General features: G+C 59.7%; 17 protein-coding genes and 1 pseudogene. 8 read left to right on the forward strand and 10 right to left on the reverse strand.

Going from position 1 to position 18,459, the window contains the following annotated elements; translation table 11 throughout:
* Positions 1-127: 127 nt before the first annotated feature.
* Positions 128-1,078, reverse strand: coding sequence for a zinc ABC transporter substrate-binding protein ZnuA (gene znuA / locus ALP40_RS21725; RefSeq protein WP_122210225.1), 951 nt, complete (start codon positions 1,076-1,078; stop codon positions 128-130).
* A gap of 67 nt (positions 1,079-1,145) precedes the next feature.
* Between znuA and ALP40_RS21730 the strand changes: the two genes are divergently transcribed.
* Genes ALP40_RS21730 through ALP40_RS21745 form a run of 4 tightly spaced genes read left to right on the forward strand, consistent with a single transcriptional unit; the run spans position 1,146 to position 3,961 of the window.
* Positions 1,146-1,628, forward strand: coding sequence for a Fur family transcriptional regulator (locus ALP40_RS21730; RefSeq protein ID WP_122210226.1), 483 nt, complete (start codon positions 1,146-1,148; stop codon positions 1,626-1,628).
* Positions 1,628-2,425 carry a zinc ABC transporter ATP-binding protein ZnuC gene (znuC, locus tag ALP40_RS21735; RefSeq protein ID WP_122210227.1) on the forward strand — a complete coding sequence of 266 codons (798 nt, stop codon included), beginning with the start codon at positions 1,628-1,630 and terminating at the stop codon, positions 2,423-2,425. The genes ALP40_RS21730 and znuC overlap by 1 nt, the downstream gene beginning before the upstream one ends.
* Positions 2,418-3,206: a zinc ABC transporter permease subunit ZnuB gene (gene znuB / locus ALP40_RS21740; RefSeq protein WP_122210228.1), complete on the forward strand. Its 789-nt coding sequence runs from the start codon at positions 2,418-2,420 to the stop codon at positions 3,204-3,206. Before znuC ends, znuB begins: the two co-directional genes overlap by 8 nt.
* 38 nt (positions 3,207-3,244) lie before the next feature.
* Complete coding sequence (locus ALP40_RS21745) at positions 3,245-3,961, forward strand: PA5502 family lipoprotein (protein WP_122210229.1); 717 nt, start codon at positions 3,245-3,247, stop codon at positions 3,959-3,961.
* 151 nt (positions 3,962-4,112) lie between these two features.
* Here the strand turns inward: ALP40_RS21745 and katE are convergent, their stop codons facing one another.
* Positions 4,113-6,260, reverse strand: a complete 2,148-nt coding sequence (katE, locus tag ALP40_RS21750; RefSeq protein ID WP_122210230.1) for a catalase HPII — start codon at positions 6,258-6,260, stop codon at positions 4,113-4,115.
* A 309-nt stretch (positions 6,261-6,569) separates the two neighbouring features.
* On the opposite strand from katE, the gene ALP40_RS21755 reads away from it, so the two are divergent.
* Genes ALP40_RS21755 through ALP40_RS21765 form a run of 3 tightly spaced genes read left to right on the forward strand, consistent with a single transcriptional unit; the run spans position 6,570 to position 9,077 of the window.
* A complete protein-coding gene (locus ALP40_RS21755; protein ID WP_122210385.1) occupies positions 6,570-7,577 on the forward strand; it encodes a methionine ABC transporter ATP-binding protein in 1,008 nt (335 codons plus the stop codon).
* The gene (locus tag ALP40_RS21760) at positions 7,577-8,251 is read left to right on the forward strand and encodes a methionine ABC transporter permease (RefSeq protein ID WP_122210231.1); all 675 of its coding nucleotides are present in this window, start codon (positions 7,577-7,579) and stop codon (positions 8,249-8,251) included. The genes ALP40_RS21755 and ALP40_RS21760 overlap by 1 nt, the downstream gene beginning before the upstream one ends.
* Positions 8,252-8,303: 52 nt before the next feature.
* Entirely contained in the window at positions 8,304-9,077 is a 774-nt protein-coding gene (locus tag ALP40_RS21765) for a MetQ/NlpA family ABC transporter substrate-binding protein (protein ID WP_122210232.1), read from the forward strand.
* 223 nt (positions 9,078-9,300) lie between these two features.
* Here ALP40_RS21765 and ALP40_RS21770 read toward each other — a convergent pair whose 3' ends face one another.
* From ALP40_RS21770 to coxB, 5 genes and pseudogenes are all read right to left on the reverse strand, one after another.
* Positions 9,301-9,933, reverse strand: a complete 633-nt coding sequence (locus ALP40_RS21770; RefSeq protein ID WP_122210233.1) for an SCO family protein — start codon at positions 9,931-9,933, stop codon at positions 9,301-9,303.
* Complete coding sequence (gene cyoE, locus ALP40_RS21775) at positions 9,930-10,829, reverse strand: heme o synthase (RefSeq protein ID WP_122210386.1); 900 nt, start codon at positions 10,827-10,829, stop codon at positions 9,930-9,932. The genes ALP40_RS21770 and cyoE overlap by 4 nt, the downstream gene beginning before the upstream one ends.
* Before the next feature lie 115 nt (positions 10,830-10,944).
* The gene (locus tag ALP40_RS21780; protein ID WP_122210234.1) at positions 10,945-11,523 is read right to left on the reverse strand and encodes a cytochrome c oxidase assembly protein; all 579 of its coding nucleotides are present in this window, start codon (positions 11,521-11,523) and stop codon (positions 10,945-10,947) included.
* A gap of 7 nt (positions 11,524-11,530) precedes the next feature.
* Positions 11,531-12,221: pseudogene (locus ALP40_RS21785) on the reverse strand (cbb3-type cytochrome c oxidase subunit I).
* A gap of 196 nt (positions 12,222-12,417) precedes the next feature.
* Complete coding sequence (coxB, locus tag ALP40_RS21790; RefSeq protein WP_122210235.1) at positions 12,418-13,539, reverse strand: cytochrome c oxidase subunit II; 1,122 nt, start codon at positions 13,537-13,539, stop codon at positions 12,418-12,420.
* A 375-nt stretch (positions 13,540-13,914) separates the two neighbouring features.
* Here coxB and ALP40_RS21795 point away from each other — a divergent pair, with 375 nt between their 5' ends.
* On the forward strand, positions 13,915-14,565 hold the full coding sequence (locus ALP40_RS21795) for a hypothetical protein (protein ID WP_122210236.1): 651 nt from the start codon (positions 13,915-13,917) through the stop codon (positions 14,563-14,565).
* A 112-nt stretch (positions 14,566-14,677) separates the two neighbouring features.
* On the opposite strand, the gene ALP40_RS21800 is transcribed toward ALP40_RS21795, so the two are convergent.
* From ALP40_RS21800 to ALP40_RS21810, 3 genes are all read right to left on the reverse strand, one after another.
* Complete coding sequence (locus ALP40_RS21800) at positions 14,678-16,210, reverse strand: SulP family inorganic anion transporter (protein ID WP_122210237.1); 1,533 nt, start codon at positions 16,208-16,210, stop codon at positions 14,678-14,680.
* Between the two features lie 101 nt (positions 16,211-16,311).
* Positions 16,312-17,052, reverse strand: coding sequence for a carbonic anhydrase (locus ALP40_RS21805; protein ID WP_122210238.1), 741 nt, complete (start codon positions 17,050-17,052; stop codon positions 16,312-16,314).
* A 206-nt stretch (positions 17,053-17,258) separates the two neighbouring features.
* Entirely contained in the window at positions 17,259-18,317 is a 1,059-nt protein-coding gene (locus tag ALP40_RS21810) for a PA0069 family radical SAM protein (protein WP_122210239.1), read from the reverse strand.
* Positions 18,318-18,459: the final 142 nt, after the last annotated feature.

Below are 18,459 nucleotides of genomic sequence, written 5' to 3' on the forward strand. Positions count from 1 at the left end.
CATCTTGGTCGGATGTACTAGCTTTCGCGCACAAGTCCGCTCCCACGGCCGAAATCGAGCTGGCTTCGAATGCTCATCGCGGCTCACTCACAACGATGAGCTCGAAGCATAGGCATGATAAGCCGAGTTAAACCCCCGACAGACAGCCGCTCAGATCATCCGCCAGTTTCTGCACGACCTGCTCGTAACCCTGCGCGGTCGCAGGCGTATAACCGCCCAGCGCATCCAGCTCTGCCAGTTTGACCGGCAGCCCCGCGCTCAGGGTTTCCGCCAGACGCGGGCGCAATGGTGGTTCGCTGAATACACACGTCTTGCCAGCTTCTTTCAAGCGCTCACGCATCGCCGCCACATGCTGGGCACCGGGCTGGATCTCAGCACCAATGGCGAAAACGCCAGTGTGCTTGAGGCCGTAAGCCTCTTCGAAATAATCGAACGCTTCATGGAACACAAAAAACGGTTTGCCCGATACGGCACTCAACTGATTCTTGAGGCGACTGTCCAGCGCGTCCAGCCGCTTGGCAAATGCCTCGGAATTGCTGGTGTAGCGCGCCGCGTTGGCCGGGTCCGCTGCGCCAAGGTCCGACGCCATCTTCGTCGCGATGACCCGGGCGTTGACGGTCGAAAGCCACAGGTGCGAATCGAGACTCCCGGGCATGTGATCATGGTCGTGCTCATCGACACCGTGGGCATGATCGTCGTGCTCATGATCATGGTCATCGTGAGAAGCGTTATCGGCACCGAAGTGGCGCAGATGCATGCCGGGCAAGGTCTGTACGGCAACGGCCGGAAGGCTGCGTCCCTGAAGAACGCGTGGCAGGAAGGTTTCCATGCCCGGACCGATCCAGTAGAGCAGTTGCACATCCCTCACACGCCGTACGTCGGACGGTCGTAGCGCATAGTTATGCGGCGACGCACCCGGCGGCAACAGCACCTCAGGCGTACCGACGCCATCCTGCACAGCGGCGGCAATCAGCTGCAGCGGCTTAATGCTGGTGAGGACTTTGACCTCGGCTTGAGCACAAGAGACAGCCAGCAGACCGGCCCACAAAACGACACAAAGGTTAAGAAAACGGCGCACGTAAAACACTCATGACTGGCGGGAACAGGTAACATAATAACGTCTCTGGCAAATATCGTCGCTGCTCATGCCCAATACACCACTGGCTAGTCGCCCCCATGATCACTCCCACTGCGTGCATTCGGCCCTCGCCGAAGCCGATGCGCTGTGCGCCAAACAAGGTTTGCGCCTGACAGCGTTGCGTCGCCGTGTGCTGGAACTGGTCTGGCAAAGTCACAAGCCGCTGGGTGCCTACGACATCCTTGCGGTCCTGAGCGAAGAGGACGGTCGTCGCGCTGCACCACCGACCGTGTACCGCGCACTGGATTTCCTGCTGGAAAACGGCCTGGTCCATCGCATCGCGTCCCTTAACGCCTTCACTGGCTGCAACCACCCGACGCACGCGCATCAGGGTCAGTTTCTGATCTGCCGCGAATGCCATGCCGCCATCGAACTGCAACACACAGCCATCAGCAACGCGGTGGTCAGTGCGGCGGCCGAGGTCGGCTTCGAGGTCGAAGGTCAGACGGTTGAAATCGTCGGGATCTGCGCTGGTTGCAAGGCTGCCTGATGAGTGACGCGCTGATTCGCCTGGAGCAGGTTGCCGTCACGCTGTCCGGGCAAAACGTGCTGGACAACATCCGCCTGAGCGTCAAACCCGGCGAGATCGTGACCCTGATCGGCCCCAACGGCGCAGGCAAGACCACCCTCGTGCGCGCTGTACTGGGCTTGCTCAAGCCTGATACGGGCAGCGTGTGGCGCAAGCCGAAGCTGCGCATCGGTTACATGCCGCAGAAACTGCACGTTGATCAGACCCTCCCGTTGTCCGTGTTACGCTTTTTGCGCCTGGTGCCCGGCGTGGACCGGGCAGCTGCCATGACCGCACTGGAAGAAGTCGGCGCGGAAAAAGTCATCGACAGCCCACTGCAGGGGATTTCCGGCGGCGAGATGCAGCGCGTGCTGCTGGCGCGTGCCTTGTTGCGTGAACCGGAACTGCTGGTGCTGGACGAGCCGGTGCAAGGCGTCGATGTGGCTGGGCAGGCCGAGCTGTACAGCCTGATCACCCGTCTGCGTGATCGCCACCAGTGCGGCGTGCTGATGGTGTCCCACGATCTGCATCTGGTGATGAGCACGACCGATCAGGTGGTGTGCCTGAATCGCCATGTCTGCTGCTCCGGCCACCCTGAGCAGGTCAGCCATGACCCGGCGTTCGTCGAGCTGTTCGGCAAGAACGCGCAGAGCCTGGCGATCTATCACCACCATCACGACCACGCCCATGACCTGCATGGCGAAGTCGTGAGCGATACGCAGAACGCGGCACCGCATTCCCACACTCATGTTCATGGAGACAGCTGCAAGCATGGCTGATTTTCTACTGTATGCCTTGCTCGCAGGCGTCGCCCTGGCCGTAGTCGCCGGCCCGCTGGGGTCATTCGTGGTCTGGCGGCGCATGGCGTATTTTGGCGACACCTTGTCTCACGCCGCCTTGCTGGGCGTGGCCCTTGGCTTTCTGCTGGATGTCAGTCCGACCATTGCGGTGACGTGCGGCTGTCTGTTGCTGGCAGTGCTGCTGGTCACCTTGCAGCAGCGCCAGCCACTGGCGTCGGACACCCTGCTCGGCATTCTCGCGCCCAGTACCCTGTCCCTAGGGCTTGTGGTACTCAGCTTCATGCATGAAGTGCGCATCGACCTGATGGCGTACCTGTTTGGTGACCTGCTGGCGATCAGCCCGACCGATCTGGCCTGGATTCTCGGCGGCAGCGCTTTGGTGCTGGCGATGATCGTGACACTATGGCGACCACTGCTGGCCATGACCGTGCATGAGGAACTGGCGAAAGTCGAAGGTCTTCCGGTGGCGGCGCTGCGCATGGCGCTGATGCTGCTGATCGCGGTGGTGATAGCAGTGGCGATGAAAATTGTCGGTGTTCTGCTGATCACGTCGCTGCTGATCATTCCGGCCGCTGCGGCACAACGTCACGCCCGTTCGCCGGAGCAGATGGCCCTCGGCGCGAGCCTGCTGGGCGTGACCGCCGTGTGTATTGGGCTATCGTTATCATGGTTCAAGGACACCCCCGCCGGACCGTCTATAGTGGTATCCGCTGCGGCGCTGTTCTTGCTCAGCTTTGTTCTCCCCAAGCGAGCGGTGTAGACTTGCTCGTTTTTTGCGCAAACTAGAGAATCGCAGGAATGAAGCCGTTCGCCCCACGCCATCTGCTGCTGATCGCCTTTTCCATCCTGTTGGGTGCCTGCCAGAGTGCGCCCACCGTCGAGACGCCTGCGGCCGAGGCTCAGCCGAGCGGCTTTGCACAGCTCGATCAGAGCATCACCAGTAACGAACTGGCGACGGCCGAAGACCAGCTCGCGGCCTTGCAGGCGGCGGCGCCCACCGATATTCGGCTGGAAGCGTTCCAGCGTCGATTGGCTGAAGCCTACTTGAGCCGGAGCCAGATCGGCCTGCAGAAGGGCGACATGAACGCCGCTGCAAACGCCTTGAGCCGCGCACGCGCACTGATGCCCAAGGCACCAGCGCTCACCAGCGGCGTGAACGGCGCGATTGCACATGCCCGCAAGGCTGAGCTGGAAAAGGCAGAAGCTGAATTGCGCGAAGCCGAAGCGCGTCGCGTGGCGAAACTGATCGATCCATCGGCCATGAGCACAACCATCGACCTGAAGATCGGCGACATGCCAAAGCTGCGTCGGCAACTGGATGACATCGCGGCAGATACCGTGGCGTTCAACTGCGACGTGCTGCTGGTCGTGCCGCGCACCGACGACTATCCGTGGCTGGCGACGCTGTTGACCAAGCGCGTAGTGAAGATCAATCAGGACTTCGAACTGGACTTGAGCCGCCAGATCAATCGTAAGGAACAGGCCTACATCGTGCTGACGCCCGCAAGGTCCTGATCAGGCTTCCATCTCTGACTCTGATCGTGCCCATGCTCTGCTTGGGCATGCAGCCCGTGACGCTCTGCGTCGCACTCAAGAGCGGACGCGGAGCGTCCCGCGGTATTCCCACGCAGAGCGGCGTGGGAATACTCATCACGAGGCTAGATCCTCAAGCCGGAACAGCCTTGGCTTTCGGCTCACGCGCCCAGACACGGTGCTGTGCAATGGCGTCAAAGAACGCTTCGAACGAGGCGCTATCCGATACGCAAAGCAGGCCGGCGTCTTCATCCAGGTGCAGCAGCTTCAACAACTCTTTGGCTTCTCCAGACAGAGAGATGGCCTTGAGGTGCTTGTAGGCTTCCAGAATGAAGTGCAGTGCCACACCATCGGCGCTCAATGCTTTCACTGAATCCACGCCACCTGGTACGAACACTGCGTCGAACGCAACGGACGGCAGACCTTCGGCTGAAGCATCGACCGGCAGGCTCTTGCCATCGGCCGTCTTGACCGGAGCAGAGGTCGGGCCGAGTACCTTGGCATGGGCGCCTTTGGCTTCCAGTGCCGCCTTCATTGCATCGACTGCTTTTCCATCAACACCGTTGGCCACCAGAATCGCCACTTTGCGCGACGCGATGTCGCCCGACAGCAGATTGTCCTGGCTCAGCGCTGGAGACGGCTTCACGGATGCCTTGCTTGCCGGAACGGTACGCGCAGTCGGCGCAGGCAAACCAAGGTTCGCTGCAACACGGCCAGCCAGCTCCAGATCGATGTTGGCCAGAATCTCGTTGACCTGACGGGCACGGATGTACTCGCGCTCGACCTTGCCCAACTCGAAGCTGTAGGCCGCAATGATGTGCTCTTTCTCGTGGTGGCTCATGCTGTTGAAGAACAGCGTGGCCTGGGAGAAGTGGTCACCGAACGATTCGCTGCGCTCACGTACCTTGTGCGCTTCGACACGCTCTGGATACGTCTCGAAACCACCATCCACGGCAGCAGCCGGGGTTTCTTTCGGCCAGCCGCCATCAATCGAGTTAGGCTCGTACGAAGCACGGCCCTTGTCGATAGTGGTGCGGTGCTGTGCGTCACGCTGACCGTTATGGTTAGGCGACACAGGACGGTTGATCGGGATCTCGTGGAAGTTCGGCCCACCCAAACGGCTGATCTGCGTATCGGTGTAGGAGAACAGACGACCTTGCAGCAGCGGGTCGTTGGAGAAGTCGATGCCTGGCACCACATGGCCCGGGCAAAACGCGACCTGCTCGGTTTCGGCGAAGTAGTTGTCCGGGTTGCGGTTGAGCACCATCTTGCCCAGCGGCGTCACCGGCACCAGCTCTTCCGGAATGATCTTGGTCGGGTCCAGCAGGTCGAAGTCGAACTTGTGTTCGTCTTCCTCGGACACGATCTGTACACCCAGTTCCCACTCCGGGTAGTCGCCCATCTCGATGGACTCCCACAGGTCGCGGCGGTGGAAGTCGGTGTCTTTACCGGCCAGCTTCTGGGCTTCGTCCCAGACCAGCGAGCAGACGCCGTACTTAGGCTTCCAGTGAAACTTCACGAAGCTGGATTTGCCTTCGGTGTTGATCATGCGGAAGGTGTGAATACCGAAGCCCTGCATGGTGCGCAGGCTTTTCGGGATGGCACGGTCAGACATGGTCCACAGCACCATGTGCGCAGATTCCGGCACCAGCGAAACGAAGTCCCAGAACGTGTCGTGCGCCGAACCGCCGGTAGGGATTTCGTTGTGCGGCTCAGGCTTCACGGCATGCACGAAGTCTGGAAACTTGATGGCGTCCTGGATGAAGAAGATCGGCATGTTGTTGCCGACCAGATCGAAGTTGCCTTCGTCGGTGTAGAACTTGACCGCAAAGCCGCGCACGTCACGTACGGTATCGCCCGAACCGCGTGGGCCCTGTACCGTTGAGAAACGCACGAACACCGGGGTTTTCTTGCCCGGATCGCGCAGGAAACCTGCCTTGCTGAGGGCGCCCTGGTCTTCGTAAGTCTGGAAATAGCCATGCGCAGCAGTACCACGGGCGTGAACGATGCGCTCCGGGATGCGCTCATGGTCAAAGTGCGTGATTTTTTCACGCATGATGAAGTCTTCGAGCAGCGATGGACCACGGCTGCCGACTTTGAGGGTGTTCTGGTTGTCGGCAATCTTCACGCCCTGATTGGTGCGCAGCGCCTGTTGAGTAGCGTCGGAACGGAACTGCTCAAGACTGTCCAGCTTGGCGTTGGTGTTGCCACGATCCAGTGTGTCAGTGCCGGCCAATTCGCTCTTGGGCGTTTCGGTCACCGGTGTTTTCTCGTTAGCCATCAGAAAAATTCCTCATTTTCGACCCAATCATGGAGTTGGGTTCGCTGAATACGACTTCCCTGGCTTAAGCCGGAAATCACGGTATCTATGAAGTGACCGGCTTGAAAAACAGCCGTTCCGTTTATTTTCGGCCTTTGGCACCAGCGGTCGCGTTATGTCCTTTAAGCAGGCCCGCTTGCAAATAAATGCTAAGCACAGCGGACCGGACAGGCTAAAATGCGCGCCCGGCTCAATCCGGCCGAGGTAACGAAGCAAGCGGGCCATGTCCGCTGCGCTGATTTTTTAACGCGCCCCCACAAGGTTCGCTCCGTGATCGAGTTTCATAACGTCCACAAAACCTATCGAGTGGCAGGCAAGGAAATTCCGGCCCTGCACCCCACCAGCCTGCGCGTCGAAAACGGCCAGGTGTTCGGCCTGATCGGCCATTCCGGTGCAGGCAAAAGTACCCTGCTGCGCCTGATCAATCGTCTGGAAACCCCCAGTGGCGGGCAGATCGTGGTTGACGGTGAAGATGTCACCGCACTCGATGCCAATGGCCTGCGGCGCTTTCGCCAACAGGTCGGCATGATCTTCCAGCACTTCAACCTGCTGGCGTCCAAGACCGTGGCTGACAACGTCGCCATGCCGCTGACACTGGCCGGCGACATGCCGCGCAGCCAGATCGACCAGCGAGTGGCAGAGTTGCTGGAGCGGGTTGGCCTGTCCGATCACGCCAAAAAATACCCGGCACAATTGTCGGGCGGCCAGAAGCAGCGCGTCGGCATCGCCCGCGCCCTGGCCACCAAGCCAAAGATTCTGCTCTGTGACGAAGCCACCAGCGCACTGGACCCCCAGACCACTGCGTCGGTCCTGCAACTGCTGGCCGAGATCAATCGCGAGCTGAAACTGACCATCGTGCTGATCACCCACGAGATGGACGTGATTCGCCGTGTCTGCGATCAGGTTGCAGTGATGGACGCCGGTGTGATCGTCGAGCAGGGCAATGTGGCCGACGTGTTTCTGCATCCGCAGCACCCGACCACCAAACGCTTCGTGCAGGAAGACGAGCAGATCGATGAAAACGAACAACGCGACGACTTCGCTCACGTTCAGGGCCGTATCGTGCGCCTGACCTTCCAGGGCGAAGCCACCTACGCGCCGCTGCTGGGCACCGTGGCGCGGGAAACCGGCGTTGACTACAGCATCCTGGCCGGTCGTATCGATCGCATCAAGGACACGCCTTACGGGCAGTTGACGCTGGCCATCACCGGCGGCGACATGGACGCTGCCTTCGCCCGCTTCACCGCCGCTGATGTCCACATGGAGGTGCTGCGCTGATGGACGCCTTTCTGAACCTGTTCTCCAACGTCGACTGGTATGAAATCTGGGTTGCGACCGGCGACACACTGATCATGCTGGGCGTCTCGCTGGGCTTCACCATCCTGCTCGGCCTGCCGCTGGGCGTGCTGATGTTCCTGACTTCGCCGCGCCAGTTGCTGGAGCACAAACAGCTGTACGCCACGGTCGGGTTGATCGTGAACATGCTGCGTGCCTTGCCGTTCATCATTCTGCTGATCGTGATGATGCCGCTGACCGAGATCATCACCGGCACGTCACTGGGCATTCTGGGTACGCTGCCGCCGCTGATTGCGGGTGCCACGCCGTTCTTCGCACGCCTGGTAGAAACCGCACTGCGGGAAGTGGATCGCGGCATCATCGAAGCCACGCAGGCAATGGGGGCGACCACGCGGCAGATCATTCTCAAGGCGCTGCTACCTGAAGCACGGCCTGGCATTTTCGCCGCCATCACGGTGACGGCCATTGCGCTGGTGTCGTTCACGGCGATGGCCGGTGCCGTCGGTGCAGGCGGGCTGGGCGATCTGGCCATTCGATATGGATACCAACGTTTCCAGAACGATGTGATGTTTGTGACGGTCGTATTGTTGCTGGTGCTGGTGCAGATCCTGCAAACCGTCGGCGACAGACTGGTCGCGCACTTCACACACCGTTGACCGAATCAGTTGGCATCGGCCCGCCACAGGCGGGCCTCAAAGGAGTTGTTGCATGAAAAAGCTATTGGCCGTATTTGCCGCCGTAACCGCACTGTCCGCACAGGCCAACGAAACCCTGACCGTCGCAGCTTCGGCCGTACCCCACGCCGAGATCCTGGAATTCGTCAAACCGACGCTGGCCAAAGAAGGCGTGGACCTGAACATCAAGGTGTTCAACGATTACATCCAGCCCAATGTGCAGGTGTCGCAGAAGCGCATGGACGCTAACTTTTTCCAGCATCAGCCGTACCTTGATGAATTCAACAAGGGCAAGGGCACCGATCTGGTAGCGGTGGCCAAGGTCCACGTCGAGCCGTTCGGTGCCTACTCGGACAAATTCAAGAAGCTGGACGAGTTGCCAAATGGTGCCAACGTCGCACTGCCCAACGACGCCACCAACGAAGGCCGTGCGCTGTTGCTGCTGGCCAAGGCCGGTCTGATCACCCTGAAAGACCCGACCAGCATCCTGTCCAAGCCGTCGGATGTGGTGAACAACCCCAAAGACCTGAAATTCCGCGAACTGGAAGCCGCCACGCTGCCACGCGTGCTGACCCAGGTCGATCTGGCGCTGATCAACACCAACTACGCCTTGAGCGCCAAGCTCGATCCAACCAAGGACGCGTTGATCATTGAAGGTGCCGAATCGCCTTACGCCAACATTCTGGTTGCCCGCCCGGACAACAAGGACTCGGACGCGATGAAGAAACTGGTCGCCGCGCTAAACAGCCCGGAACTCAAGGCCTTCCTGATCGAGAAATACAAAGGCGCCGTGGTTCCTGCGTTCTGACAGGAGCCGCGGTCAGCCCGGTAAAAACCGTGGGAGCGGACTTGTCGCGAAAAGCTGGCACATCCAACGAAGATGCAGTGACTGAAGCGCTGCATTCGCGGACACGTCAGCTCCCACCGGTTCTTTGTTTGCTGTGCGATTGCGATAGCGCCAGGTTGAAGAAGTAGCGGGGCGCCCTGAGAGCCATTACCACGTAAGTGGCAGTGTTCAGCTTCGCTACACCTCACTCCCTTTCCAGTAACCCCGGCAGCTGCGCCACCAGCTTCTGCGCGTTCAGGGGCGAGCGGATGAAGCCGCGCTGTCTGCCGTCCGGGCCGATCAGGGCCAGATTGCCGCTGTGATCGACCGTGTAACCAGGCTTGCTGGTGTCCGCCGGAATGAACGGAATACTCAGCGCACTGGCCAGTTTCTGGATATCCGCCACGGGCGCCGTCAGGCCGACGTAACGCGGGTCGAAGTAGCCTAGGTATTGTTTGAGTTGCTGCGGCGTATCGCGGTTGGGGTCGACGCTGACCAACACCACGCGCATGTTGTCCACGGACTCCTGAGGCAGCTTCGTTCTGATGTCACGCAGCTGCGCCAGCGTCGTGGGGCAGATGTCCGGGCAGTAGGTATAGCCGAAAAACACCACGGTCCATTTGCCTTTCAACTCGTCAACGGCCACCGGTGCGCCGTTCTGGTCATTCATGCTCAACGCAGGCAGGCTGCGGCTCTGTGGCAACAAAATCACGCCTGCGTCAATCAACGCCGCCTGGTCGCCCGGGCCTTTGCCGGACAGCACGCCATTGATGGTCAGGCCCATGATCAGAGCGACGACAGCGACAAGGATGAAAACGGTTTTCTGGGTTCGGGTCATGGCATCAACAGTAAGTAATGATCGGCGAGCAGCGCGACGAACAGCAGGAACAAGTACCACACCGAGTACTTGAACGTGTCGATCGCAGCGTGCGGTCGAGTGCCACGGTACAGCACCCAGCTCCACTGCAGGAAGCGCAGCCCCAGCGCCAGCGCACACAGCAGGTAGAGCAGGCCACTCATATGAATCGCGTACGGCAGCAGACTCACCGCCAGCAGCATGAAGGTGTACAGCACGATATGCACTTTGGTGTAGTGCTCGCCGTGAGTCACCGGCAGCATCGGGATGTCGACGCTGGCGTATTCGGCCTTGCGATGAATCGCCAGCGCCCAGAAATGCGGCGGCGTCCAGGCGAAGATGATCAGCACCAGCAACAAGGGCTCGGCGCTGACCTGCCCGGTCACTGCCACCCAGCCCAGCAACGGCGGCGCAGCGCCTGCCAGCCCGCCAATGACGATGTTCTGCGGCGTGGCACGCTTGAGAAAACCGGTGTAGATCACCGCGTAACCCAATAACGATGCCAGCGTCAGCCAGGCGGTCAGGGCGTTGATGAACACCCATAGCAAGAGCTGCCCCGACACGGCCAGCGCCAACGCGAAGCTCAGTGCAGCAACCGCCGGTACACGGCCTTGAGCAATCGGCCGACGGTGCGTGCGGGCCATCTGCGCGTCGATACGCCGGTCCACCACATGATTCACGACCGCCGCGCCTGCCGCGCACAGGCCAATGCCCAGATTACCGATGATCAGCATGGTCCAGGGCACTGCGGTGTCCGTGGCGAGCAACATGCCGATCATCGAGGTGATCAGCATGAGCAACACCACCTTGGGCTTGGTCAGCTCCAGATAGTCCTGCCACAGGCTGTAAAGCGTTCGCTGGCGAGTCAGTGAAGTCATTTCAAACATCTCTCGATCTCAGGCCGGTACTGGCGATGTCTGCCAATGCGCGGTGGCAATGATCGGCCATTTGCTCTGGGCCGGAACGTAATAATGCTCGTGGGGCGTTGCCATTTCAGTCTCCTTTGACCACCACTCTTTCGAGCCTTTTGGCCACAGGAAGAGGGGGCGAGTAACGCTCGGTGATGTCGAACAGCGTGTAGGCCAGCGTCAGGGTCTTCACCTCCTCAGGCAGGTCACGGTCGACGATGAAGCGCACCGGCATTTCGATGCGCTCGCCCGGCTGCAGCACTTGCTGGGTGAAGCAGAAACACTCGGTTTTGTGAAAGTAGGCGGCGGCCTGACCCGGTGAAATGCTCGGCACGGCCTGGGCGGTCATGGGTTCGTCGGTCGGGTTCTGCGCCACGAAAATCATCTCGTTGATCGCGCCTGGATGAACCTCTATCTGGTCACGCCGGGGATAGAACGCCCAGACCATGCCGGCCGAATTGGACGACACGAACTGTACCGTCACCTGACGCGTTTCATTGATGACTTGCGTGCCCTGGTATTGATCGTCGGTCTTGCCATTGATACCGAAGGCCTTGCACATCACGTCGTACAGCGGCACCAGCGCGAAACCGAAGGCGAACATGACCAGGGCCATCAGCAGCAGGCGGGTGATGAGTCGTTTGAGAGGCGATGTCTGGTTCATGCGCAACTCACTTCACGTCCGGCGGGGTACTAAAAGTGTGATACGGCGCAGGCGGGGCAGGCTCCACTCCAGCCCCTGCGCACCGTCCCAGGGTTTGGCCGGTGCCGGTTGGCCGCCCCGGATGGTCTTGATCACGATAAACAGAAACAGTAGCTGGGTTGCGCCAAAGGTGAAGGCACCAACCGACGAGAGCATGTTGAAATTGGCAAATTGCAGGTTGTAATCCGGGATACGCCTCGGAATGCCCGCCAGACCGACGAACTGCATGGGGAAGAACGCCAGATTCATGCCCACGAAAGACAGCCAGAAATGCAGCTTGCGTGAGAACGCGAGAATGATCGAACTGACCGCGCCGAACGCGGGCAGGATCATGATGTACACCTCCGGATGCCCGAAGAACCAGAACACATGCTGGAACAGCACCGGATCAACGCCGCCTGCCGCGTTGAAGAAGGTGGTGCCGAAATGAATGTCCATCAACATCATGGTTACGCCGGCTCGATGATCTGCAGCCCCGGCTGGAACAACTCGGCGCGAATCACCATCGCAAACGAGCCGCCCAGCTGGAACATGCTGAAGCTGAACCACAGGTACATCGTGCCCATGTCCTTGTGATTGGTGGTCAGCACCCAACGCATCAGCCCCTTGGCCGGACCGTGGGCATGCTCATGGCCAGGGTCGTCAATCACAGCACTCATGTGGGCCTCCCGAGACGAAGGATGTGCTGCGCAACAACTCTTTTGTGGCAGTCTCTTCTATGTTTGTGATGCTGCATCAATACCGGACTGTGGGAGCGAGCTTGCTCACGAAGGCTATGTTTCAACCTCCACATTTGCGACGGATGGACTGTCCTCTTCGCGAGCAAGCTCGCTCCCACGATCCTCACAGGGTCATTCATGGCTGCACCTGCTTGAGCGTCAGCACTTCCTTGGGGGTCACCATGTCGTCCTTGTTATTGCCCCAAGCGTTGCGTTCGTAGGTCTCGACGGCGGCGATATCGACTTCCGATAGCTGTTTGCCGAACGCCGCCATTGCCGTACCGGGCTTGACGTTGACGACGATATCCAGATGCTCGGCCATCGGGCCGGTGGCGATTTTCGAGCCCTTGAGGGTCGGGAACATGGGCGTCAGGCCTTGTCCTTCGGCCTGGTGACAGGCCACGCAAACGGTGCGGTAGACCTTGTCGCACTGGGCAATGAGTTCTTCGCGGGCCCACTCTTTGCTCGTCAGCGCCTTGAGCCTTGCCGCCTCCTGCTTGCGCTCGGACAGCCAGTTTTCATAGTCGGCAGGCGAGCGGGCATCGACCACGATGGGCATGAAGCCGTGGTCCTTGCCGCACAGTTCGGTGCATTGGCCGCGATAAATGCCGGGCTTTTCGATGCGCGTCCAGGCTTGGTGGATGAACCCGGGGACGCCATCGCGCTTGACCGCAAACGCGGGCACCCACCAAGAGTGGATCACGTCGGCTCCGATCACCAGAAAACAGATCTTCTCTGCGACCGGCAGCACCAATGGCTGATCGACTTCCCGCAGGTAGTGTTCGCCTTTGTCGTCGCGGTTGTGGATCTGATGAGTAGTGGTGGCCAGATTGCTGAAGAACTCGACGTTCTGGCCCAGGCATTTGTAATGCCATTTCCACTGATAACCGGTGATCTGGATGTCGACGTCCGACTCGCTGACGTCGTACCGGCTGATCAAGGTACGAGTCGCCGGAATCGCCATTGCGATCAGAATCAGGAACGGAACAATCGTCCAGAGGATCTCGACCGTAGTGTTTTCGTGGAAATGGGCAGCCTTCTGGCCCATCGAGCGCCGATGCGCATACACCGACCAAAGCATGGTGCCGAATACCACCACCCCGATCACCACGCAGATCCAGAAGATGGTCATGTGCAGATCGAATACTGCGCCACTGAACACTGACGCGCCGGGTGACCGGTTGGTCGTCCAGTCTGCGCGGGCCTGCGCACACGCCGACCACAGCAGCAGGCCCATCCAGACCTTTGGATGCCACATCTCGGGTTCCCTCACACACTTGTGCTTGCGCGGATCAAGCCGCGGACAAGGGAGCGGGCCACCGACTGCAGAACCATGACCAAGGCGCGCCATGAAAACAGGGCGAGGTCACAAGCCGACTTCCTCAGAGGTCGAGTATAGACACAGCTCCCGGCGCGCAACGAAGCGCCAGATGAACGCCCACAGGCGAATAACCTATGGATTTATCGGTCGGATGCTCACCAAACACCTCAAAAACCGTTTTTTTAGAGCGAATGCATATAAATATGAAACGGTTATGACAAAAACGTCTGAGGTATTTAGTTAATCAAGCTAACGTATGACCTTAATCAACAACCCACCCCTGGTTTTATGCCTTCAGGAGCCCATACCGCCATGAACACCGCCGCATTGCGCGAGCAGATACGTCGAGCACAACAGCACGAAGCCGAGACCGGCCAGTTGCTGCAACAGCTGAAAACTCAGCTTCCGCACCTCCACCCTGCCATTCATTTACCCGATGTCGATGCACAGGGCGCGCTGACGCGTTTTGTCACGGCCTACATCGATCTGGTCCCCGACCTGCTGGACGCCGCTCATGAAGTGGCCATAGAGGCGGGTATCGAAGGACAGATCAAGCCAGTACTCATGATCGCGGAGCACTTTTTCACCGCGCCGCCCGCCATCATGCAAGGTCACGAAGGGCTGGACAGCCTGCTGGATGAGGCCTATCTGGCGCATCGTCTGGTCGAGGAGGTGAACGATCTCTACATCAAGCATTTCGGCCAGCCGCTCATACCGTCCAACACCACTGTGGCCAGCGTTATTGCCCATCAACTGATTGGTGAGCAATTCGCCAACCAACTGGACGAAGCTGTCCATCACGCAGTCGATCAACTGCTCGATGATGAAGATTTTGCGCTGGATTGCGTAGAGGCGTATCGCGAGAAGCTGAGCAGTCCAGACACCGAGGCCGCCTGGAAGCGCTGGCCAAGTCTGTCACGTCAGCTGGGTATCGGTCTGGAACTGGAACGTTCCGTGGGCTGATCGGCCCGTCGAATTCTATGTCTTCGCCAGCAAAGGAAGGAGCCGGATGATGCTCCGCTGCTTCGCGAAGACCCATCCGGCTCCTGTGGGGCCTACTGTGGGGTTGAACGAATCAGGCAGCGCCTGAGCCAATCCCGGTGTTGGTGTAAACCCTTCCTTCGAGTCGACGCTTCAAGCCCCGAGGTTCGATCACAAGCTTCGTACCGTGAGCGGCATTCGCACGCCCCCAGTCTTCAAGCAGCTCCAGACAGGAGTGATCGATATACGACAGGTTGTTCAGCGGCACATGCAGCGTACTGCCGACCGGAACGGTGCCCAAGACCTGAGTCAGCGCGGGTACTTTGAGGAACGTGGCTGCACCGACCAGGCGCAGTTCGTACTCGTTTTTGCCCGCCAGCTCGACAAGGTTGATTTTCAGACGCGACGCCTTGAGCGCCAGCTTGACCAGGGTCAGACCGAAGCCAACCAGAACACCGGTCAACAGGTCAGTGAAGATGATCGCGCCCGCCGTTGCGGCGTAGGTGAACATCGGCATGCGACCGTAGCGACCCAGCCCTTTGAAGGTTTTCAGATCGACCAGTTTCAGACCGGTGTACACCAGCACGCCTGCAAGACTTGCGACCGGAATGCTCTGCAACACACTGGACAGCAGCAGAACGAACGCCAGCAGCCACAGACCGTGGAAGATCGTCGAGAAGCGTGTGGTTGCACCCGCCTGAACGTTGGCCGAGCTGCGTACGATCACACCCGTCATCGGCAGCGCGCCCAACAGGCCGCACAGCATGTTACCCACACCCTGGGCACTGAGCTCTTTGTCGAAGTCCGAACGCACGCCGCTGTGCATGCGGTCTACCGCTGCGGCAGAAAGCAGTGTTTCGGCACTGGCGATGAAGGCCACGGCGATGGCCGCGATCAGGATCGCAGGGTCGGCCAGGCTCAGCAGGTCACCGGGGCGCAGCCAGTCGATAGCATCGGAGAGGTTGTCCGGCACTTGCACACGCTTGACTTCCAGCGCCATGAACAGGCTGATGGCGGTCGCGATGCCCACGCCGAGCAAGGCACCCGGAACGAAGCGAAGGGACGTGGGGCGAAGTTTGTCCCAGCCCCACATGATCAGGATCGTACCGAGGCCCAACATACCGGCCTGCATGCCCGATCCCGGCCCGATGGCCTGGACCAGTGTTGCCGGGAAGCCGACGAGGTTATCCAGCCCGGAAGGCTTCGGCCCGCTGTCGAACATGACATGAGCCTGTGACAGCACAATCAGGATGCCGATACCGGCCAGCATGCCGTAGACAACGGCAGGTGCCGTCACACGGAACCAGCAACCGAGCTTGAATCGACCGGCCAGCAACTGAAGCAGACCGGCCAGCAACAGGATCGGCCCAAGCATCGCCATCCCATGCTCACGCACGACTTCAAATACCAGTACCGCAAGACCCGCTGCCGGGCCACTGACCTGCAGCGGCGAACCAGCCAGCCAACCAACGACCAGACCACCAATAATACCGGTGATCAAACCCTTGGCAGGGGGCATACCGGATGCGATTGCGATCCCCATGCACAGGGGAAGCGCCACCAAAAACACGACCACGGAAGCCAGTAGCTCCCGTGGCAAGACGGATTTCAATTGTGTAGCACCCATGACACTTCTCCGGGATTCTTCAGACGAGGCAAAGCTGGCGGCGCGCTCCATGCGCAGCCGCCACCAGCTAAAGAAGGGTTGCCGTCAGTCGTGACTGGGGGTCAGTCGGCTGAAAAGCGTGCTTTCGGGGAAGCCATCGGCGTCGGGCCTGTGCCATCCAGCGGCACGAAACGATCGCTTTCAGCGTCATAGGCCAGAATTTCACTGGTCTCGATGCTGTACACCCAGCCGTGAATGAACAGCTGACCGCTGGCCATCTTCGCTGCAACCGAAGGGTGGGTGCGCAGGTGATGCAACTGGGAAATCACGTTTTCCTGCGTCAGGACCTGCATGGTTTCCAGCTCACCACTGCAATTGCAGTTTTGTTCGACGACAGTACGAGCAACCTCTGCATGGCGCAGCCAGGCTTTTACTGTCGGCATCTTGTCCAGGCTGTCGGGATTGAGCACCGCGCGCATGGCACCGCAGTCGGAGTGACCGCAGACGATGATGTGTTGCACGCCCAGCGCCACGACTGCGTATTCCAGAGCGGTAGAGACGCCACCATTCATCTGGCCATACGGAGGAACGACGTTACCGACGTTACGGGTCACGAAAAGGTCGCCCGGCGAGCTCTGAGTGATCAGCTCGGGAACGATGCGCGAATCCGCGCAGGTAATGAACATGGCTCGCGGCGATTGTGCGGTAGCCAGTTTTTTGAACAGCTCTTCCTGCTGAGGGAAGACCTCGTTACGGAAATGTACAAAGCCATCGACGATGTGTTTCAACGCTACGTCGGCGCTATCCGAATGGCTGTGTGTACTGGCCGACGTAGCCGACGGCTGTTTATCCATGTCTCTCATGTCTTCATCCTCTCTGACGGATTGATCTGGATTTCTCATGCGTGCTTAACCAGAGCCGGATGTGATCCCTGTCGTTTGGCATCGCGAACACATCCCTTGGACGCTTCCACTGGTGTCACTCCGAGTTACAGACTAACTGCCCAAGCTTAAGTGAAACTGAATGCGACCGCTCTGGAATGCGGGTTTGCACGATAGTCCCAACTTCGTTACAGCAGTGACATCTGCCCCCCAGGCGGGCAAAACGCCTCGCAATCCAGAGAAAAGCCGTCACGTTTATTCAATCCCAGGCGCTTGATTGCCATCGCGTAGCGCTGGGCAAGCAGATCGGCAAACGGACCTTCTCCGCGCATACGCGAGCCAAACTGGCTGTCATACAACGCGCCGCCACGGCTCTGGCGGATCAGACTCATCACATGATCGGCGCGCTGGGGGTAATGCGTCTTCAACCACTCGTCGAACAACGGCGCGACCTCAAGCGGCAACCGCAGCATCACGTAACTTGCGCTCAGCGCACCTGCCGCCTTGGCCTCGGTCAGCAGGGCTTCCAGCTCGCTGTCATTGATCATGGGAATCATCGGCGCACACAGCACACCCACCGGCACGCCAGCCTGGCGCAACACCTTGATCGCCCTCAGTCGTGCCTTCGGGGCTGCGGCCCGGGGCTCAAGGATGCGCTTGAGTTCGTCATCCAGCGTGGTCAGGCTGATGAACACCGACACCAGACGCAGCTTCGCCATCTCGGCCAGCAGATCAAGGTCACGCAGAATCAGCGAGCCCTTGGTGATGATGCTGACCGGATGACGATAGCGCAGCAACACCTCCAGCGTGGCACGGGTGATTTTATGCTCACGCTCGATGGGTTGGTAAGGATCGGTATTGGCCCCAAGCGTGATCGGCGCACAGCGGTAGCCCGGTTTCGAAAGCTGCTGCTCCAGCAGCGCGGCTGCGTTGGTCTTGGCGATCAGTTTCGTCTCGAAATCCAGCCCGGGCGACATGTCCCAGTACGCATGGCTGGGCCGTGCGAAGCAATAAATGCAGCCATGCTCGCAGCCGCGATACGGATTGATCGACCGATCGAACGGAATGTCCGGCGAGCTGTTGCGGGTGATGATGCTTTTGGCGGTTTCGAGGGTGACCTGCGTCCCTTGCGTCATGGGGACTTCCTGATACCAACCGTCGTCTTCGGCGACAGAACGGCTAGGCGCAAAGCGATTGTGCGGATTGCTGGCCGTGCCGCGGCCGCGCACTGGAGAGAAGCTGGACATGAGGCATCACCCGAATACTGTGTATTCATACAGTATCTATTTATACGACGCCTGACCACTCAATAGAAAGGCCTCTGACAGACGGCCTGAATCGTAGTGTCCTCAATGGGCACCGAACGCTGTCTTCCCACCTGTACGCATG

Source organism: Pseudomonas viridiflava (assembly GCF_003702045.1).
GTDB classification, from domain to species: domain Bacteria; phylum Pseudomonadota; class Gammaproteobacteria; order Pseudomonadales; family Pseudomonadaceae; genus Aquipseudomonas; species Aquipseudomonas viridiflava_C.

What these genes read in the sequence shown, in the direction of transcription:
- coxB (WP_122210235.1), bottom strand. Translation starts at nt 13,539, where the DNA reads ATGTGGCATCCAAAGGTCTGGATGGGCCTGCTGCTGTGGTCGGCGTGT.
- ALP40_RS21730 (WP_122210226.1), top strand. Translation starts at nt 1,146, where the DNA reads ATGCCCAATACACCACTGGCTAGTCGCCCCCATGATCACTCCCACTGC.
- ALP40_RS21745 (WP_122210229.1), top strand. Translation starts at nt 3,245, where the DNA reads ATGAAGCCGTTCGCCCCACGCCATCTGCTGCTGATCGCCTTTTCCATC.
- ALP40_RS21805 (WP_122210238.1), bottom strand. Translation starts at nt 17,052, where the DNA reads ATGAGAGACATGGATAAACAGCCGTCGGCTACGTCGGCCAGTACACAC.
- ALP40_RS21760 (WP_122210231.1), top strand. Translation starts at nt 7,577, where the DNA reads ATGGACGCCTTTCTGAACCTGTTCTCCAACGTCGACTGGTATGAAATC.
- ALP40_RS21800 (WP_122210237.1), bottom strand. Translation starts at nt 16,210, where the DNA reads ATGGGTGCTACACAATTGAAATCCGTCTTGCCACGGGAGCTACTGGCT.
- znuC (WP_122210227.1), top strand. Translation starts at nt 1,628, where the DNA reads ATGAGTGACGCGCTGATTCGCCTGGAGCAGGTTGCCGTCACGCTGTCC.
- ALP40_RS21765 (WP_122210232.1), top strand. Translation starts at nt 8,304, where the DNA reads ATGAAAAAGCTATTGGCCGTATTTGCCGCCGTAACCGCACTGTCCGCA.
- ALP40_RS21795 (WP_122210236.1), top strand. Translation starts at nt 13,915, where the DNA reads ATGAACACCGCCGCATTGCGCGAGCAGATACGTCGAGCACAACAGCAC.
- ALP40_RS21780 (WP_122210234.1), bottom strand. Translation starts at nt 11,523, where the DNA reads ATGAACCAGACATCGCCTCTCAAACGACTCATCACCCGCCTGCTGCTG.
- ALP40_RS21770 (WP_122210233.1), bottom strand. Translation starts at nt 9,933, where the DNA reads ATGACCCGAACCCAGAAAACCGTTTTCATCCTTGTCGCTGTCGTCGCT.
- cyoE (WP_122210386.1), bottom strand. Translation starts at nt 10,829, where the DNA reads ATGACTTCACTGACTCGCCAGCGAACGCTTTACAGCCTGTGGCAGGAC.
- znuB (WP_122210228.1), top strand. Translation starts at nt 2,418, where the DNA reads ATGGCTGATTTTCTACTGTATGCCTTGCTCGCAGGCGTCGCCCTGGCC.
- katE (WP_122210230.1), bottom strand. Translation starts at nt 6,260, where the DNA reads ATGGCTAACGAGAAAACACCGGTGACCGAAACGCCCAAGAGCGAATTG.
- ALP40_RS21810 (WP_122210239.1), bottom strand. Translation starts at nt 18,317, where the DNA reads ATGTCCAGCTTCTCTCCAGTGCGCGGCCGCGGCACGGCCAGCAATCCG.